The following is a 15780-nucleotide window of genomic DNA, read 5'->3' on the forward strand; positions in this document are numbered from 1 at the left end:
CGAAAATACAGATGATGAAAAACATGACCCGCCTGATGTTCGCCACCCTGGCCTGCGCCTGGTTATCGCTGCTGGCGCTGCCAGCCGATGCCGGCGTCATCGTGCATGGCACACGGGTGATCTACCCTGCCGCACGGCAGGAAGTGATCGTGCGCCTGGAAAACCGAGGCCCCCGTCCCGCGTTGGTGCAAACCTGGCTGGATGCGGGCGACCGTCACTCGTCGCCGGTAACGGCACATGCGCCGTTCAACGTATCGCCGCCGATCTTCCGCATCGAGCCCCACCAGCAGCAGGCCCTGCGCCTGCGCTATGCCGGCGAGCCGTTGCCCAGCGACCGCGAAAGTCTGTTCTGGCTCAACGTTCTGGAAATACCGCCGCTGTCCGCCGATGCCGCGCAACGCAACCAGATCGAGCTGTCGTTCCGCACCCGCTTGCGCGTGTTTTTCCGGCCACAGGCACTGCCCTATCTGGTCGACCAGGCGCCGGCAAAACTGCAGTGGCAACTGGTGACCCATGCACAGGGCTGGGCCCTGCAAGCCACCAACCCGACGCCGTACCACGTTTCCCTGGCGTCGATCGAGTTGCTCAGCGACGGCAAACGGTTCAGCAAAGCGGCGAACACCGCCGCCGATGACAGCCTGCTGATGCCGACCGGCGACATGAAGCAGTTTGTGCTGCCCCGGTTGCGCAACTGTCCCAGCGGCCCAGCCACAGTGGAGTTCACCAGCGTCAGCGACTTTGGTGCACGCATACGTCACTCGGCCGCACTTCCCTCCACCTGCGCAAAATGACCGTTCATATGCATACGACCGCCCTTTCCCAGCGCCTGGCGCTGCTGCTTGTGCTGTTCGCCAGCGTCACCGCGCAGGCGAGCGTAGTGATCGACAGCACCCGCATCGTCTACCCGCAGAACGACAAGGAGGTGACGCTCAGGCTGGAAAGCAAGAACCACGCACCGGTGCTGATCCAGGCGTGGCTGGACAGCGGCGATGAGCAGACGACGCCGGCCCAGGCGACAGCCCCGTTCGTCATCACCCCGCCGATCTTTCGCATGGAGCCGGGCAAGCAACAGGTCCTGCGCCTGGCGTATACGGGCGAAGCCTTGCCGTCGAACCGGGAAAGCCTGTTCTGGTTCAACCTGCTGGAAGTGCCTTCGCAGGCACAAGGCGCCCAGCGCGCCGACCAGTTGCAGTTCGCCTTCCGTTCACGGATCAAAGTGTTTTTTCGTCCGCCGAACCTGCCTTACGGCGTCGAGGCGGCGCCCGACAAGTTGCAGTGGTGCCACGCCCAGACCGCCCAAGGCCAGGCACTGGAAGTCTTCAACCCCACGCCTTACCACGTGACCTTCGACCGCATCGAAGTGCTGGCGGCAGGCCAACGCCATGTGCGCGAACCCGCGGCCTCCGGTGCCGGGAACATGGTGATTCCCGGCGGGCGCAACCGCTTCGCGTTACCCAGCGCGAACACCCCCCTGGGCGCTGCGGCCACCGTCGAGTTCCAGACCCTCGACGACGTGGGCATGAAGAACCGCCACCGCGCCAACGTCTGCCCAGGCTGAGCCGCGCGCCTTAGCGTCCCGCCTTCGCTGTCTCGAACCCCTCCGGTCAATGCCCATTCAATGGGGCAGGGGCTCTCCTTGCCGTCTTTCGGCCAGCCTCTGTTTTGGAAAACGTAAAAATGAGTGTGTACAGGCCAGCCCGCGCCATAAGCCGGTCCCGTTTGAAACCTATGCTGTGCGGCCTGCTGCTGGTGGGCGGTGCCCATGGAATCGGCGCCTACAGTGCAGAACAGGTCGAGTTCAACCCGGCCTTCTTTGCCGGCGGAGCGGCCGGTATGCACGTGGACATTGCCAAATTCAACCATGGCAATGTCGTGCTGCCCGGCAGCTACCGCACCGACGTTCACCTCAACGGCCGGTGGATCGGACGCGAAACCTTGACCTTCGTCGCCCTCGACGGCCAGAAGACCGCGCAACTGTGCCTGGAGCGCGAAGCCCTGCAACGGTTGGGCATCGACCTGCACAGCGTCGATGAACCCTCCAGCGGCCGGTTTGCCCGCTGCGCCGAGATCGGCACCTACCTGCCGGGCGCCAGCAGCCAATTCGACACCGGCGAAAGCCGCCTGGATCTGCAGGTCCCGCAGGTGTACCTGGCACACCAGGCGCGCGGCTACGTGGACCCGCAACACTGGGACAGCGGAATTGATGCGGCCTTTGTGCGCTACAACGCCAATACATTCGCCACCCAGGCCAATGGACGCGCCGCCGGTTCCAGCTACCTGGGCCTGTCCAGCGGGCTTAACCTCGGCGATTGGCACTGGCGCCACACGGGCAGCTACAGCCGTTCGGCACTCGCCTCGGGTTATCAACGCAGCGCCACCTATGTGCAGCGCGAATGGAGCCGCTTGCAATCGCAACTGATGGTGGGCGAGATCTATACGCCGGGCGAACTGTTCGACAGCGTGCGCCTGCGCGGTGCCAGCCTGTTCAGCGACGATCGGATGCTGCCTGACTCGCTGACCGGCTTTGCCCCGGTAGTGCGCGGCGTCGCCGAGACCAACGCGCGGGTCAGCGTGCGCCAGCGCGGCGTGTTGTTGGACGAGGTGTCCGTCGCGCCCGGCCCCTTTGTCCTCAACGACCTGTTTCCCACCGGCTATGGGGGCGACCTGAGCGTCACCGTCACCGAGGCCGATGGCCGCCAGCGCACGTTCATCGTGCCGTTCGCCGCCAACGCCAACCTGCTGCGCCCCGGCTACAGCCGCTACGCCCTTAGCGCAGGCCAACTGGATGAAATCGGCCTGCATCATCCGCCCAGGCTGCTGCAGGCCACTTATGAGCGCGGCCTGAGCAACCTGCTGACCGGGTACACCGGCGCCGTGATCGGTGACGACTACCAGTCGCAGTTGCTGGGGGCGGCGTTCAACACATCATTGGGCGCGCTGTCGTTCGACCTGACCCATTCGAACGCCCATCTGCCGGGCCACGGCCCGCGTGCAGGGCAAAGCGTGCAACTGCGCTACAGCAAGAACTTCACGGCCACCGGCACCCACTTCGCCCTCGGTGCGTACCGTTACTCCACGGCCGGCTTCCTGAACGTGGGCGATGCCGCGCGCGTGCGCGACCTGGCCATCGACGGGCTGCGCCTGGACAACGTCTCACGCCTGCGCGACCGCATGGACGTCAGCCTCAACCAGAGCCTGGACAGCGGTTCGGTGTACCTGACCGCCTCTTCGCAAACCTATTGGAACCGTGCCAACGGCAACCTGACTTTCACCGCCGGGTACAGCGGCACGTGGAAAGGCCTGCACTACACCCTCAGCGCGCAACGCAGCCGCGATGTGCTGAGCGACAGCATCGATAAGCAAGTGGACCTCACCCTGAGCCTGCCCCTGGGCAGCGGCGCGCACTCGCCCACCTTGACCACGACGGCCTACCGCGGCGATCGGAGCGGCGGCGAGCGCATCAGCCTGGGTGGCAGCCTTGGCGAGCGCAGCGCGTTCAGCTACGGGGTGAGCGGCAGCCGGGCCGAGGGCAGCGGCAATGCCAGCAGTGTCGACGTGAAGTACCAGACACCCCATGGTGTGCTGTCCGCCGGTCACGGCCAGAGCAACGCGTACCGCTCGACCTCGCTGGGCATGACCGGCGGCATCGTCGTCCATGCCGGCGGGCTGACCTTCGCCCCGGAACTGGGCGATACCGTCGGCCTCGTGCAGGCGCCCGATGCCCAGGGCGCGTGCATCAACGGCAACCACAGTGCCCAGGTCGGCAACCGCGGTTTTGCGGTGGTGCCCTACCTCACCCCCTATCGCCAGAACGTCGTCGAACTGGACCCGAAGGATCTGTCCGTCAACGTCGAACTCAAGACCGCCGCGCAAAACGTCGCGCCCCGTGCCGGCGCCGTGGTGAAGCTGCACTTCGAGACTGTCAGCGGCCAGGCGGTCTTGATGACCGCACAGCGTCAGGACGGCAGCCCATTGCCATTCGGCGCGGATGTGTTCGATGCGGACGGCGCCAGTGTCGGGGTCATCGGCCAAGGCGGCAAAGCCTTTGTCCGCGTGGCACGCGCACAGGGGCAGTTGACGGTCAGGTGGGGGGCGGATGCCGGGGCCGCCTGCCGGTTGCATTACAACGTGGGCGCGCCATCGAGTGCGGCCGGCGCCCAGCGGTTGCTGCATCTGAACGTCGGCACCTGCGCGGTCGATCCAGCCAGTACAACGCCCTATTTCTTATCGCGGGACTGACGATGAAACGCGCCATCACACTCATTTCGACACTGCTGGTTTTCGGCCTGCCCATCGCGGCGCAAGCGGCGTGCGAGCGGTATCAGAACGACACGTTGACCCTCAACCTGCCCGCCACGATCACCGTACCCGACAGCCTCCCGGTGGGCGGGGAAATCATCAGCGGTGCCTTCAGCGGTACCGCGCAGAGTTTCATCATGAACTGCCCTACCTGGACGCTGTTGACCATCACCGGGCGATACCAGACAAAAGATCCCGGCTACTTCCCCGCCTATCGCACCGAGGTGGCCGGTGTGGGCGTACGCCTGCGCCTCACAGACGCCAATGGCGTCAACGTCGGCTATGGCATGCACAATCAACAGACCCGATTCGTAGGACCGACCCCCAGCGTTACCGGCGCGCAGTTGACCTTCTACAAAACCGGGCCGGTCACCGACGGGGCCGTGCCTGCCGGGACTATCCGGGTGCACCACATGGACACGACCCATCAGACGCTTACCCTGCTGATCGGCAACCCCATCCGTTTTGTCAGACCCGCAGCCACCTGCGACCTGGCGACTGGCGACGTCAACCGCGCGATCTCACTGCCGCCGATCAACGTCAGCACCCTTCAGCAGAGCACCTTCGCCGGCGAACACAGCTTCGACCTCACGGCGAACTGCACCGGCGCGGCCAATGTCAGCTTTGTCTTTTCCGGTGCCCCCGCGCCAGGCAACGACCGACTTTTCGCCAATACGGGCACTGCCGGCGGCGTCGCGCTGTGGCTCTACTCGCGCCTCAACGGGAGCGTCCAGAACATAACGCCCAATGGCGCCGAAAATACCCGCACGGTGCCTGTTTCCGGCAACCGGGCCGTCCTGCCGCTGGGCGCGGCTTATCACAGGAACGGCGTGGTCAGCCAAGGCACCCTCGTCAGCACCGCCACCGTCAACATCACCTATGACTGAACCTCGGAGGATTACCCGATGACCATCCGCATGCTGGCGCTGCTGCTGACAACAACCGCCGCCCTCGCGACCAATACCGCGCAGGCAGCCGCCACCGGCACCTTGCGCTTTACCGGTCAGATCAACGCGGGGACGTGCAACCTGGTAGGCGGCGATGTGAACCGCACCGTCACCTTGCCGACCATCAAGCTATCGGACTTCGATGCGACGCCCAGCGCGGGCACCTTCGACTTCGAGATTACGGCCGATTGTGAGTCGGATATTCGCAACGTGATCTTCCTGTTCACCGGCACACCCTCCGCCGGGAACCCCGCACTGTTTGCCAATACCGGCACCTCAAAAGGCACGGGGCTGTGGCTGGCTCACCGCGCGTCGCCCGTTTACGCGATCCCCGCCAATGGCACCCCTGCGCAACGCAGCCGCAAGGCGACGGCGAGCAAAGGCAAAGCCGTGCTGCCACTGACGGCGGCCTACCACAAAACCGGCGCGAAGCTCAGCCACGGAACCCTGGCCAGCGCCGTGACCGTTTCGATCACTTACAACTGAGGTGTCGCAGCGTTGTGCGCACACACAAAAAAGCCCGACCTTCACAGGCCGGGCATTCGGGTGTCCCGCAACAATCAGGACTGACTGGATGGCGTCGGGGTGGCCGGCGTTGCAGTCGGGGTGACAACAGCTGGGGTCGGCGCGGCGACCGAGTTGGCTGAGGACACGGCTGGCGCCGGCGCAGTGGCAGGCTTGGCCGCTACGGCGGGCTTGGGCGCTGCTGGTTTTTTCGCTGCGGCTGGCTTTTTCGCCGCGGCAGGTTTTGCAGCGGCTTTAGCGGCAGGCTTGGCAGCTACGGGTTTAGCCGCTGGCTTGGCGGCCGGTTTGGCGGCGGCCTTGGCTGCAGGTTTTGCAGCGGCTTTAGCGGCAGGCTTGGCGGCGGCTTTAGCAGCCACAGGTTTGGCGGCAGGCTTGGCTGCTGGTTTGGCAGCGGCGACCTTGGAGGGTGCCTTGGCCGCTGGTTTTGCAGCTGGTTTTGCAGCCGGTTTTGCAGCCGGTTTGGCGGCGGCCTTCGCCAGCGCCTTGGCGGGCGCTTTCGCAGCGGGTTTAGCGGCTGCGGTTTTCGCAGCAGGCTTGGCGGCTGCGGTTTTTACCGGAGTCACTTTGGCGCCAGTGAGTTTTTCGATTTGCTTGGTCAGGGTATCGACCTTGGTGTGAAGCGCTTTCACTTCAGTCCGGCTTGGTACGCCCAGTCGCGAAATGGCACTGTTGAGGCGCTTGTCCAGCGCACCTTCAAGCTCGCTCCACGTGCCCAGGACCTGTTTCTTTGCATCACTGATGCGCGAACCAGCAGTCGCTTTGGCGGCGGTCACTTTTTTTCCGACAGCGCTATTGGCAACTTTCTCAGCCTTCTCGCCATCTTTAACCAAAGTCTCGAAGAGTTTGCTGCCGTCACTGTCGATCTTCGAGTAAACGCCTAAACCAGCCAGCCAGATCTTGCGGGAATATTCTTCAACTTTCCCGACCCACGAGCTGCTTTCTTTCTGAGTAGTCTTTTTAACAGCCATCCCGATGTCTCCTTAGTGTTTACGCGCGACACGTTCGAGCAATGCCGTCAGCTCTTCGAGCTTAGCAGAGAGTGTCTCCACGTCATGTTTAGACGCAATGCCCATTCGATTCAAGGCACTGGCAATGCGAGTATCAAAAGCTTTTTCAACTTTATCCAGTTGAACGTCTACACGACCTTTGACAGCGGAGACATTACTCTTGACTTGGTCAATCTGACTGTTGGCCGCGTCAAGTTGTTCAACTGCAACTTTTTTACCTTTACTTTCAACATGTTGGCCGGCCTTAACCAGCTCTTTGAAGTACTCGCTGCCCTCACTTCCGACCTTGGCATAAGCACCCAGGCCCGCCAGCCAGATCTTGCGGGCGTAGGTTTTAACGTCACTCAGGGCGGTGGTCTGGGCGTCGATTTTTTTCTTCAGGATAACTTTGGCCATGGTGCACCTCACGCAGAAAAGGGTGGAGGAACGGCCCGCAGGAGTTGAGGGCTTGGGCACAAAGTAGGAGGAAAAATTAGAATCGGCACCCTAAGAACAGGCCGATCAGGACAAGGCTTTATCCAGGGCTTTCTCGATTTCCGACTTGATGGTGCCACTCATGGCCGACATCAACAGGCCCAGTTCCACATCAATACGCAGCGAATCATCGGCCACCTGCACCGTGCCTTTGACCCCGGAACGCTTGAGGTTCAGGGTATCGCCGGACCACGACGGCTCCAGGCCATATTGCGCCTGGAGTTTTTGCGCCAACTTATCGGTCTTTGCCCGTGCTTGTTCTTTACCCAGGGAATGAGCGCGCTCAACGGTTATACGGGCCATTGCAATGGCTCCTCTTTAAAGACTTGAAGAATAGAGACGTGAATACCTGCCATGCGGCAAAAGGTCTCGGTGCCCCCCTATCTTACCTGCAGCCTTGCCAAGACAAAGCAAGCCTTGGGGATTATCATGTGCCGCATTCTCTTTTGGTGACAGCGATATGACTGATCAGCGCAAAGGCAGCGATGCCGAACCCACCACTCACTTCGGCTTCAAGAACGTTCCGGAAAGCCAGAAAGCGGAAAAAGTCGCTGAGGTGTTCCACTCCGTAGCCGCCAAGTACGACCTGATGAACGACGTGCTCTCCGGCGGCATGCACCGCCTGTGGAAGCGGTTCACCATCGAGCTGTCGGGCGTGCGGACCGGCAACCGCGTGCTGGACATCGCCGGCGGCACGGGCGACCTGGCGGCCAAGTTCTCCAAGTTGGTCGGCCCGACCGGCCAGGTGGTGCTGGCAGACATCAACGGTTCGATGCTCAAGGTCGGTCGCGATCGCCTGCTCGACAAAGGCGTGGCCGGCAATATCGAGTTCGTCCAGGCCGATGCGGAAAAACTGCCGTTCCCGGACAACCATTTCGACTGCGTGACCATCGCCTTCGGCCTGCGCAACGTGACCCACAAGGAAGACGCGCTGCGTTCCATGCTGCGCGTGCTCAAGCCCGGCGGCCGCCTGTTGGTGCTGGAGTTCTCCAAGCCCACCAACGCGCTGATGTCCAAGGTCTACGACACCTACTCGTTCGCCTTCATGCCGCTGATGGGCAAGCTGATCACCAACGACGCCGAGAGCTACCGCTACCTGGCCGAATCGATCCGCATGCACCCCGACCAGGAAACCCTGAAGTCGATGATGGTGGAAGCCGGTTTCGACCGCGTGACCTATCACAACATGACCTCGGGCATCGTCGCCCTGCACCGCGGCATCAAACCCTGATGCTGTTCCAAGGCCTTCTCGCCAGCGTCGAACACGGCCTCAACCGTGTGCTGCGCCTGGACAGCACCGCCCTGGCGCGGCTGGCGCACTTGAACGGCAAGGTAATTGCCGTCGACTGCACCAGCCCGGCCCTGCAGCTGTTTATCCTGCCCAGCGATGAAGGCCTGTTGCTCGCGAGCCAATGGGCCGCCGAGGCCGACTGCACCTTGCGTGCGCCGGCCTCAAGCCTGTTGCACCTGGCGCTGAGCCGTAACAAGACCGCCATCCTCCACGGCCCCGACGTCGAACTGGAAGGCGACAGCGCGGTGCTGATGGACCTGGCCGCCGTGCTGCAGGACCTGGAACTGGACTGGGAATACGAACTGTCGCGCTGGATCGGCCCCGTGGCCACCCAGTTGATCAGCGGGCACCTGCGCAGTCGCACGCGCTGGTACCAGCAGGGATTCGCCAGCCTCAACCAGAACCTCGCCGAATACCTGAGCGAAGAATCGCGCACCCTGGTCGGACAACGGGAAGCGCAAGCGCGCTTTCGTGAACTCGACAAGGCCAAAATCGACCTGGAACGCCTCGAGGCCCGCTTCGAGCGCCTGAGCCGTTCCCTTGATCCAAGCGATAACGCATGAAGCTGCTCGCCGTCCGCCGTCTGTTCCGTATCCAGCGCGTCGTAATCCGCTACCGTCTCGATGACCTGCTGTTCGCCCTGCCCTTGCCGTGGTTCCTGCTCGCCGTGCGCTATGTGCTGCCGTGGCGCTGGTTCCCGCGCAAGCCGCTGGACCTGAGCCGTGGCGCGCGCCTGCGCCTGGCGTTGCAGGACCTGGGACCGATCTTCATCAAGTTCGGGCAGATCCTCTCGACCCGCCGCGACCTGTTGCCCGAAGACATCGCCGACGAGTTGATGCTGCTGCAGGACCGCGTGCAGCCGTTCGATTCGCAGCAGTCGATGCGGCTGATCGAAGAACAGCTGGGCAAGAAGATCAGCGAGGTGTTCAGCCGCTTCGACGTCGAGCCCCTGGCCTCGGCCTCGGTGGCGCAAGTGCACGCGGCGCAGCTCAAGACCGGCGAAGAAGTGGTGGTCAAGGTGATCCGCCCGGGCCTCAAGCCGATCATCGGCCAGGACCTGGCGTGGCTGTTCATCCTGGCCCGCGCCGCCGAGCGTTTCTCCGCCGATGCGCGCCTGCTGCACCCGGTGGACGTGGTCGCCGACTACGAAAAAACCATCTACGACGAACTTGACCTGCTGCGCGAAGCGGCCAACGCCAGCCAGCTCAAGCGCAATTTCGAAGGCTCGCCGCTGTTATATGTACCCCAAGTGTATTGGGACTGGTGCCGGCCAAAAGTGCTGGTGATGGAGCGCATCTACGGCGTGCAGGTCACCGACCTCGCGACCCTGGCCGACCAGCGCACCGACATGAAGATGCTCGCCGAGCGCGGCGTGGAGATCTTCTTCACCCAGGTGTTCCGCGACAGTTTTTTCCACGCCGACATGCACCCCGGCAATATCTTCGTCAGCACCATCAACCCGTGGAGCCCGCAGTACATCGCGATCGACTGCGGCATCGTCGGCAGCCTGACCCCGGAAGACCAGGACTACCTGGCACGCAACCTGTTCGCCTTCTTCAAGCGTGACTACCGCCGCGTGGCGCAGTTGCACATTGATTCGGGCTGGGTGCCGGCGGAAACCAAGCTCAACGAATTCGAGGCGGCGATCCGCACCGTGTGCGAGCCGATCTTCGAAAAGCCATTAAAAGATATTTCATTCGGCCAGGTGCTGATGCGCCTGTTCCAGACCGCGCGGCGCTTCAATATGGAAGTGCAGCCGCAATTGGTGCTGCTGCAGAAAACCCTGCTGAACATTGAAGGCCTGGGCCGCCAGTTGTACCCGGACCTCGACCTGTGGAACACCGCGCAGCCGTTCCTGGAACGCTGGATGCGCGAGCGGGTCAGCCCGAAAACCCTGCTGGGCAACCTGCAGAGCCAGGTGGAGCAACTGCCGCACCTGGCCAACATGACCCGCGACCTGCTGGAGCGCATGTCCCAGCCCCACGCCAAGGACCCGGCGCCGCCGTGGCACACGCGCAAGGACGACTGGTTCCTGCGCCTGCTGGGCGCCGCGCATCTGGTCGGCGGGGTGATGCTCGCCATCGGCGGGCCGCTGAATCAACTGGGCCACTGGCCGGCCGGGATCATGGTCGCCGTGGGTGTTTATCTGATCGTGCGTCGGTAGCCAATCCGGTTATACACTGTCGCAAATTGCCGGAGCCGAACATGAAAGACTGGCTGGACGAAATCAAGTGGGACAGTGACGGCCTGGTGCCGGCCATTGCCCAGGACTACAAGACCGGGCGCGTGCTGATGATGGCCTGGATGAACCGCGAGGCCCTGAGCCTGACTGCCGCTGAGCAGCGCGCCATTTACTGGTCACGCTCGCGTGGCAAACTGTGGCGCAAGGGCGAAGAGTCCGGGCACGTGCAAACCCTGCACGAGATGCGCCTGGACTGCGACGCCGACGTGGTGATCCTCATGGTCGAGCAGATCGGCGGCATCGCCTGCCACACCGGGCGTCACAGCTGCTTCTATCGCGTGTTCGAGAACGGCGAATGGAAAGTTGTCGAACCCGTGCTCAAAGACCCACACGCCATTTACTCGGCAGGACACTAGACATGAGCGATACCCTCAACCGTGTGGCCCAGGTGCTGGAAGAGCGCAAAGGCGCAGATGCCGAAAGCTCCTACGTCGCCAGCCTGTACCACAAGGGCCTGAACAAGATCCTGGAAAAACTCGGCGAAGAATCCATCGAGACCATCATTGCCGCCAAGGATGCCGAAGTCAGCGGCAACTGCAGCGATGTGATCTATGAAACCGCCGACCTGTGGTTCCACAGCCTGGTCATGCTCGCCCACCTGGGGCAGCATCCGCAGGCCGTGCTGGATGAACTGGACCGTCGCTTCGGCTTGTCCGGGCACGTCGAAAAGGCCTCGCGCCCGTCCGCCTGAATAACTTTTACAGAGGAATTGCAGCATGGGCATTTTTGACTGGAAACACTGGATCGTCATTCTGGTGGTGGTTGTTCTGGTGTTCGGCACCAAGAAACTGAAAAACCTCGGCACCGACGTTGGCGAGTCGATCAAGGGCTTTCGCAAGGCCATGAACGACGATGAAAAACCCGCCGACCCTGTCGTCAACCCAGTGCCGCCGGCCCAGCCTGTGCACCCGCAGGCCACCCAGCCGATCACCGAGCGTCGTACCTTCGACGTGCAGGCTGAAAAAGTCGAAGAGCCGACCCGCAAAGACTCGTGAGCACTGACTAATGTTTGGTATCAGCTTCTCTGAACTGCTGCTCGTCGGCCTTGTGGCCCTGCTGGTATTGGGGCCGGAACGCCTGCCCGGTGCCGCGCGCACGGCCGGCTTGTGGATCGGGCGCCTGAAACGCAGTTTCAACGCCATCAAACAGGAAGTTGAACGGGAAATCGGCGCTGACGAAATCCGCCGCCAATTGCACAACGAACACATCCTGTCGTTGGAGCAAGAGGCACGCAAGATCCTGTCGCCGGTGCAGGAACCCGCCAAACCGGTGGAGCCTGTGGCCGAACACAGCATCGCGCCGGCGGTGGACGCCACGCCTGCCGAGCCGATCCACACCGCGCCAACCGAGCCCGCGCCGGCACCCGTCACGCCGCCCGCGCCCCATGACCCTACATTGCCGCCGCGAGCCCCATGAGCGCTGATAAACCGGAAAACGACCAGCATATGCCGCTGGTCTCGCACCTCACCGAGCTGCGTACCCGCCTGCTGCGTTGTGTAGCGGCGATCTTCGTGATCTTCGCCGGGCTGTTCGCCTTTACCCAGCAGATCTACACCTTCGTTTCCACGCCGCTGCGCCAGTACCTGCCGGCCGGCGCGACGATGATCGCCACCGACGTGTCATCGCCGTTCCTCACGCCGCTGAAGCTGACGATGATGGTTTCGCTGTTCCTGGCGATCCCGGTGATCCTGCATCAGATCTGGGGCTTTATCGCGCCGGGCCTGTACAAGCATGAGAAGCGCATCGCAGTGCCGCTTTTGGTGTCGAGCATCCTGCTGTTCTACACCGGCATGGCGTTCGCCTACTTCCTGGTGTTCCCGCTGATCTTCAAGTTCTTCGCCGCCGCCACCCCGGCCGGCGTGGAGATGATGACTGACATCACCAGCTACCTCGACTTCGTGATGACGCTGTTCTTCGCCTTCGGCGTGGCCTTCGAAATCCCGGTGGCCGTGGTGCTGCTGGTGTGGATCGGCGTGGTCAACGTCAAATACCTGAAGAAGATCCGCCCCTACGTGATCATCGGCTGCTTCGTGGTCGGCATGATCCTCACCCCGCCGGACATCTTCTCCCAGACCCTGCTGGCCGTGCCGATGTGGATGCTGTTCGAGATCGGCATCCTGTTCAGCAGCCTGATCACCAAACGGGGCGAACACCCGGATGACCAGCCCGTCGACGACGACCAGCCGCCAGCGACCCAGCCGTGAACCTGCTGTTGCTGGAAGACGCCGACTTTATCGCGGCCGACCGGGTGATCCTGCGGGATCGGCGTCTGGTGCATATGCAGGACGTCCACCGCGCGGCGGTGGGCGACAACCTGCGGGTCGGTCGCCTCGGCGGGCTGATGGGCAATGCGCAACTGCTGCGCCTTGAACCGAGCGAAGCCGAGCTGCACGTCAGCTTCGACCTGCCGCCCCCGGCCAAACTGCCCCTGACCCTGCTGCTGGCCCTGCCGCGTCCGAAGATGCTGCGCCGGGTCCTGCAAACCGTGGCCGCCATGGGTGTGCCGAAGGTGGTGCTGCTCAACAGTTACCGGGTCGAGAAGAGCTTCTGGCAAACCCCGTTCCTGGAACCCGAGGCGATTCGCGAACAACTGATCCTCGGCCTGGAACAGGCGCGGGACACGGTGCTGCCCGAGATCGTGATCGAAAAGCGCTTTAAGCCCTTCGTCGAAGACCGCCTGCCGGCGATGACCGACGGCACCCTTGGCCTGATCGGCCATCCAGGCGATTACCCGGCGTGCCCGCGCGGGCTGGATGAGCCGGTGACCCTGGCCATCGGCCCGGAAGGCGGCTGGATTCCCTACGAAGTCGACCTGCTGACCAAGGCCGGCTTGCAGCCGGTGCAGCTCGGCGCACGGATCCTGCGGGTGGAAACTGCCGTCACCGCCCTGCTCTCCCGCCTCTTTTAAATTCCTGTGCTCGCGAAAAAACCATCGGCAACGTGGGTTGCCTGATGGCGCGGCGTTATCGTTGACGATTTTCGCGAGCGAGCTCGCGCCTACAGAATGCGCGGGCGCTGCCGATACTCTTCGAATAAGTCCAAGGAGTTCGCAGCATGTATCGTTGGTTAGCCGAAAAGCTGGGGAATGTCAGCGTCAGAACCAAGCTGGGCGTCGGCTTTGGTCTGGTATTGCTGTTGACACTGATGATCACCGTCACCGGCTGGACCGGCCTGAGCGATGTGGCCAGCCGCGGTGACAAACTGGGGTATATCTCCAGCCTCAATGTCTTGACCAAGGACCTGCGCCTGGCCCGCCTGGACTATGAGATGCGCCACGGCGAACAAGGCACGGCGGCCGTCAGCGACCTGCTGAACCGCCTGGACAGCGGCATGAAGACCGCCCGCACCCTGATCGAACAACCTGCCGACATCGTCCTGATTGATGAGCAACTGGCCGCCGTGGAGCAATACAAGCGCGCCTTCAAGGACATGGCGCAAGCCGGCGACAATCGCGAAAACGCCCGTAGCAAACTGGGCAATACCGCCGACAATGCCGTGCTCAAGGTCAGCGAAGTCGAGAAGTCGCTGCTGCAAGGCGACAGCGTGAGCCCGTTCAATCGCGTGGTCGAACTGAGCAAGCTGATCCAGCAGGCGCGCTTCCAAGTGCGCGGCTACACCTACAGCGGCAAGGTCGACGCCGAGCAACCGGCCCTCGATGCCATCGACAACGCCCTCAAGAAAATCACCGAACTGGAAGGCCAACTGCCTGCCGAGTACCAGGCCAACCTGCAACAGGCCAGCGTCTCGCTGCAAGCCTACCGTGCGGCGGTCAGCCAGTACCGTGACTCCCAGGTTGCCACCGCAGTGGCGCTCAAGACCATGAGTGCACAGGGCGATCTGCTGCTCAGTCATAGCGATAAACTCACCGTCTCCCAGACCGTGGTGCGTGACACCGATGCCGCGCAGGCCAAGTACTTCCTGCTGCTGGCAACCGCACTGGCGCTGATCTTCGGCCTGGTCGCGGCCTGGGCCATCACCCGTCAGATCATCATTCCGCTGAACCAGACCTTGCAGGTCGCCGAGCGCGTGGCCTCGGGCGACTTGAGCCACAACCTGAACTCCGCACGCCAGGACGAACTCGGCCAGTTGCAACGAGCCATGCAAAGCATGAGCGTCGGCCTGCGCGAGTTGATCGGCGGCATCAGCGACGGCGTGACCCAGATCGCCCGCGCCGCCGAGCAACTGTCGGCCGTGACCGAACAGACCAGCGCCGGGGTCAACAGCCAGAAGATCGAAACCGACCAGGTGGCCACCGCCATGAATGAAATGGCGGCCACCGTGCTGGAAGTGGCGCGCAACGCCGAGGAAGCCTCCGAAGCAGCCGTGGCTGCCGACCAACAGGCGCGCGAGGGCGATAAGGTAGTGGGGCAAGCCATCGCCCAGATCGAACGCCTGGCCACCGAAGTGGGCCACTCCACCGAGGCCATGGGCCACCTCAAGCGTGAAAGCGACAAGATCGGCAGCGTGCTCGACGTGATCAAGTCCGTGGCCCAACAAACCAACTTGCTGGCCCTCAACGCCGCGATCGAAGCCGCACGCGCCGGTGAAGCCGGGCGTGGTTTCGCGGTAGTGGCCGATGAAGTGCGCAGCCTGGCCCAGCGCACCCAGAAATCCACCGAAGAGATCGAAGAGCTGATCGTCAGCCTGCAAAGCGGCACCCAGCAGGTGGCGACCATCATGGACAACAGCCGCGGCCTCACCGACAGCAGCGTCGAGTTGACCCGCAGCGCCGGCAGCGCCCTGGCGAACATCACCCGCACCGTCTCGACCATCCAGGCGATGAACGCCCAGATCGCCACCGCCGCCGAGCAGCAAAGCGCGGTGGCCGAAGAGGTCAACCGCAGCGTGCTGAACGTGCGCGATATCTCGGAGCAGACCGCGGCAGCCAGTGAAGAGACCGCCACCTCGAGTACCGAACTGGCGCGCCTGGGCATCCATCTGCAAACACTGGTCGGCCGCTTCCAGGTCTGACTTGCGCCTGCGCGGCGGCCTGTC

At 63.1% G+C, this 15780-nt stretch carries 18 protein-coding genes and 1 pseudogene; 16 read left to right on the forward strand and 3 right to left on the reverse strand.

Translation table 11 applies throughout. The features are described 5' to 3' along the window. The first annotated feature begins 14 nt into the window (after window positions 1–14). From ACLH0J_RS01625 to ACLH0J_RS01645, 5 genes are all read left to right on the forward strand, one after another. Window positions 15–791, forward strand: coding sequence for a molecular chaperone (locus ACLH0J_RS01625; protein ID WP_411390619.1), 777 nt, complete (start codon window positions 15–17; stop codon window positions 789–791). A gap of 8 nt (window positions 792–799) precedes the next feature. Next, window positions 800–1558, forward strand: a complete 759-nt coding sequence (locus ACLH0J_RS01630; RefSeq protein ID WP_411390620.1) for a molecular chaperone — start codon at window positions 800–802, stop codon at window positions 1556–1558. Between the two features lie 170 nt (window positions 1559–1728). Continuing rightward, window positions 1729–4239 carry a fimbria/pilus outer membrane usher protein gene (locus ACLH0J_RS01635; RefSeq protein ID WP_411392761.1) on the forward strand — a complete coding sequence of 837 codons (2511 nt, stop codon included), beginning with the start codon at window positions 1729–1731 and terminating at the stop codon, window positions 4237–4239. Between the two features lie 2 nt (window positions 4240–4241). Further along, window positions 4242–5186 (forward strand): fimbrial protein, encoded by a 945-nt coding sequence (locus ACLH0J_RS01640; RefSeq protein WP_411390621.1) that lies wholly within the window; start codon window positions 4242–4244, stop codon window positions 5184–5186. Window positions 5187–5204: 18 nt separating this feature from the next. Further along, window positions 5205–5732, forward strand: coding sequence for a fimbrial protein (locus ACLH0J_RS01645; RefSeq protein ID WP_411390622.1), 528 nt, complete (start codon window positions 5205–5207; stop codon window positions 5730–5732). Window positions 5733–5806: 74 nt separating this feature from the next. Here ACLH0J_RS01645 and ACLH0J_RS01650 read toward each other — a convergent pair whose 3' ends face one another. The 3 genes from ACLH0J_RS01650 to ACLH0J_RS01660 all read right to left on the reverse strand — a co-directional run bounded on the left by ACLH0J_RS01650 (window position 5807) and on the right by ACLH0J_RS01660 (window position 7555). Beyond that, window positions 5807–6739 carry a phasin family protein gene (locus ACLH0J_RS01650; RefSeq protein WP_411390623.1) on the reverse strand — a complete coding sequence of 311 codons (933 nt, stop codon included), beginning with the start codon at window positions 6737–6739 and terminating at the stop codon, window positions 5807–5809. Window positions 6740–6751: 12 nt separating this feature from the next. Further along, window positions 6752–7174: a phasin family protein gene (locus ACLH0J_RS01655; protein WP_411390624.1), complete on the reverse strand. Its 423-nt coding sequence runs from the start codon at window positions 7172–7174 to the stop codon at window positions 6752–6754. A gap of 105 nt (window positions 7175–7279) precedes the next feature. Further along, window positions 7280–7555, reverse strand: coding sequence for a polyhydroxyalkanoic acid system family protein (locus ACLH0J_RS01660; protein ID WP_411390625.1), 276 nt, complete (start codon window positions 7553–7555; stop codon window positions 7280–7282). A gap of 157 nt (window positions 7556–7712) precedes the next feature. Here ACLH0J_RS01660 and ubiE point away from each other — a divergent pair, with 157 nt between their 5' ends. The 11 genes and pseudogenes from ubiE (at window position 7713) to ACLH0J_RS01715 (ending at window position 15756) form a co-directional block, all read left to right on the forward strand. Continuing rightward, window positions 7713–8483 (forward strand): bifunctional demethylmenaquinone methyltransferase/2-methoxy-6-polyprenyl-1,4-benzoquinol methylase UbiE, encoded by a 771-nt coding sequence (ubiE, locus tag ACLH0J_RS01665; protein WP_010563184.1) that lies wholly within the window; start codon window positions 7713–7715, stop codon window positions 8481–8483. Beyond that, window positions 8483–9106: an SCP2 domain-containing protein gene (locus ACLH0J_RS01670; RefSeq protein ID WP_010563183.1), complete on the forward strand. Its 624-nt coding sequence runs from the start codon at window positions 8483–8485 to the stop codon at window positions 9104–9106. The genes ubiE and ACLH0J_RS01670 overlap by 1 nt, the downstream gene beginning before the upstream one ends. After that, the gene (ubiB, locus tag ACLH0J_RS01675; RefSeq protein ID WP_411390626.1) at window positions 9103–10707 is read left to right on the forward strand and encodes a ubiquinone biosynthesis regulatory protein kinase UbiB; all 1605 of its coding nucleotides are present in this window, start codon (window positions 9103–9105) and stop codon (window positions 10705–10707) included. Before ACLH0J_RS01670 ends, ubiB begins: the two co-directional genes overlap by 4 nt. A gap of 41 nt (window positions 10708–10748) precedes the next feature. After that, window positions 10749–11141: a phosphoribosyl-AMP cyclohydrolase gene (gene hisI, locus ACLH0J_RS01680; RefSeq protein WP_010563181.1), complete on the forward strand. Its 393-nt coding sequence runs from the start codon at window positions 10749–10751 to the stop codon at window positions 11139–11141. A 2-nt stretch (window positions 11142–11143) separates the two neighbouring features. Continuing rightward, window positions 11144–11476, forward strand: a complete 333-nt coding sequence (locus tag ACLH0J_RS01685; protein WP_411390627.1) for a phosphoribosyl-ATP diphosphatase — start codon at window positions 11144–11146, stop codon at window positions 11474–11476. A gap of 25 nt (window positions 11477–11501) precedes the next feature. Next, complete coding sequence (locus ACLH0J_RS01690; protein ID WP_012721795.1) at window positions 11502–11780, forward strand: twin-arginine translocase TatA/TatE family subunit; 279 nt, start codon at window positions 11502–11504, stop codon at window positions 11778–11780. A gap of 10 nt (window positions 11781–11790) precedes the next feature. Continuing rightward, entirely contained in the window at window positions 11791–12201 is a 411-nt protein-coding gene (gene tatB / locus ACLH0J_RS01695; protein ID WP_411390628.1) for a Sec-independent protein translocase protein TatB, read from the forward strand. Beyond that, the gene (gene tatC, locus ACLH0J_RS01700) at window positions 12198–12989 is read left to right on the forward strand and encodes a twin-arginine translocase subunit TatC (protein ID WP_411390629.1); all 792 of its coding nucleotides are present in this window, start codon (window positions 12198–12200) and stop codon (window positions 12987–12989) included. Before tatB ends, tatC begins: the two co-directional genes overlap by 4 nt. After that, window positions 12986–13693, forward strand: a complete 708-nt coding sequence (locus ACLH0J_RS01705) for a 16S rRNA (uracil(1498)-N(3))-methyltransferase (RefSeq protein WP_411390630.1) — start codon at window positions 12986–12988, stop codon at window positions 13691–13693. Before tatC ends, ACLH0J_RS01705 begins: the two co-directional genes overlap by 4 nt. A gap of 236 nt (window positions 13694–13929) precedes the next feature. Further along, window positions 13930–14898, forward strand: a pseudogene (locus ACLH0J_RS01710) (methyl-accepting chemotaxis protein); the annotation flags it as partial. A 144-nt stretch (window positions 14899–15042) separates the two neighbouring features. Continuing rightward, window positions 15043–15756: a methyl-accepting chemotaxis protein gene (locus tag ACLH0J_RS01715; protein WP_411392762.1), complete on the forward strand. Its 714-nt coding sequence runs from the start codon at window positions 15043–15045 to the stop codon at window positions 15754–15756. Window positions 15757–15780 lie beyond the last annotated feature (24 nt).

This window comes from Pseudomonas sp. MPB23 (assembly GCF_046605395.1).
Classification (GTDB): Bacteria; Pseudomonadota; Gammaproteobacteria; order Pseudomonadales; family Pseudomonadaceae; genus Aquipseudomonas.

Bases quoted from the DNA above. Each gene is read 5' to 3' on its own strand.
- ACLH0J_RS01640 (WP_411390621.1), top strand. From the start codon at position 4,242: ATGAAACGCGCCATCACACTCATTTCGACACTGCTGGTTTTCGGCCTG.
- ubiB (WP_411390626.1), top strand. From the start codon at position 9,103: ATGAAGCTGCTCGCCGTCCGCCGTCTGTTCCGTATCCAGCGCGTCGTA.
- ACLH0J_RS01660 (WP_411390625.1), bottom strand. From the start codon at position 7,555: ATGGCCCGTATAACCGTTGAGCGCGCTCATTCCCTGGGTAAAGAACAA.
- ACLH0J_RS01645 (WP_411390622.1), top strand. From the start codon at position 5,205: ATGACCATCCGCATGCTGGCGCTGCTGCTGACAACAACCGCCGCCCTC.
- ACLH0J_RS01635 (WP_411392761.1), top strand. From the start codon at position 1,729: ATGCTGTGCGGCCTGCTGCTGGTGGGCGGTGCCCATGGAATCGGCGCC.
- ACLH0J_RS01715 (WP_411392762.1), top strand. From the start codon at position 15,043: ATGAATGAAATGGCGGCCACCGTGCTGGAAGTGGCGCGCAACGCCGAG.
- ACLH0J_RS01650 (WP_411390623.1), bottom strand. From the start codon at position 6,739: ATGGCTGTTAAAAAGACTACTCAGAAAGAAAGCAGCTCGTGGGTCGGG.
- tatB (WP_411390628.1), top strand. From the start codon at position 11,791: ATGTTTGGTATCAGCTTCTCTGAACTGCTGCTCGTCGGCCTTGTGGCC.
- ACLH0J_RS01630 (WP_411390620.1), top strand. From the start codon at position 800: ATGCATACGACCGCCCTTTCCCAGCGCCTGGCGCTGCTGCTTGTGCTG.
- ACLH0J_RS01670 (WP_010563183.1), top strand. From the start codon at position 8,483: ATGCTGTTCCAAGGCCTTCTCGCCAGCGTCGAACACGGCCTCAACCGT.
- tatC (WP_411390629.1), top strand. From the start codon at position 12,198: ATGAGCGCTGATAAACCGGAAAACGACCAGCATATGCCGCTGGTCTCG.
- ACLH0J_RS01655 (WP_411390624.1), bottom strand. From the start codon at position 7,174: ATGGCCAAAGTTATCCTGAAGAAAAAAATCGACGCCCAGACCACCGCC.
- ubiE (WP_010563184.1), top strand. From the start codon at position 7,713: ATGACTGATCAGCGCAAAGGCAGCGATGCCGAACCCACCACTCACTTC.
- hisI (WP_010563181.1), top strand. From the start codon at position 10,749: ATGAAAGACTGGCTGGACGAAATCAAGTGGGACAGTGACGGCCTGGTG.
- ACLH0J_RS01690 (WP_012721795.1), top strand. From the start codon at position 11,502: ATGGGCATTTTTGACTGGAAACACTGGATCGTCATTCTGGTGGTGGTT.
- ACLH0J_RS01625 (WP_411390619.1), top strand. From the start codon at position 15: ATGAAAAACATGACCCGCCTGATGTTCGCCACCCTGGCCTGCGCCTGG.
- ACLH0J_RS01685 (WP_411390627.1), top strand. From the start codon at position 11,144: ATGAGCGATACCCTCAACCGTGTGGCCCAGGTGCTGGAAGAGCGCAAA.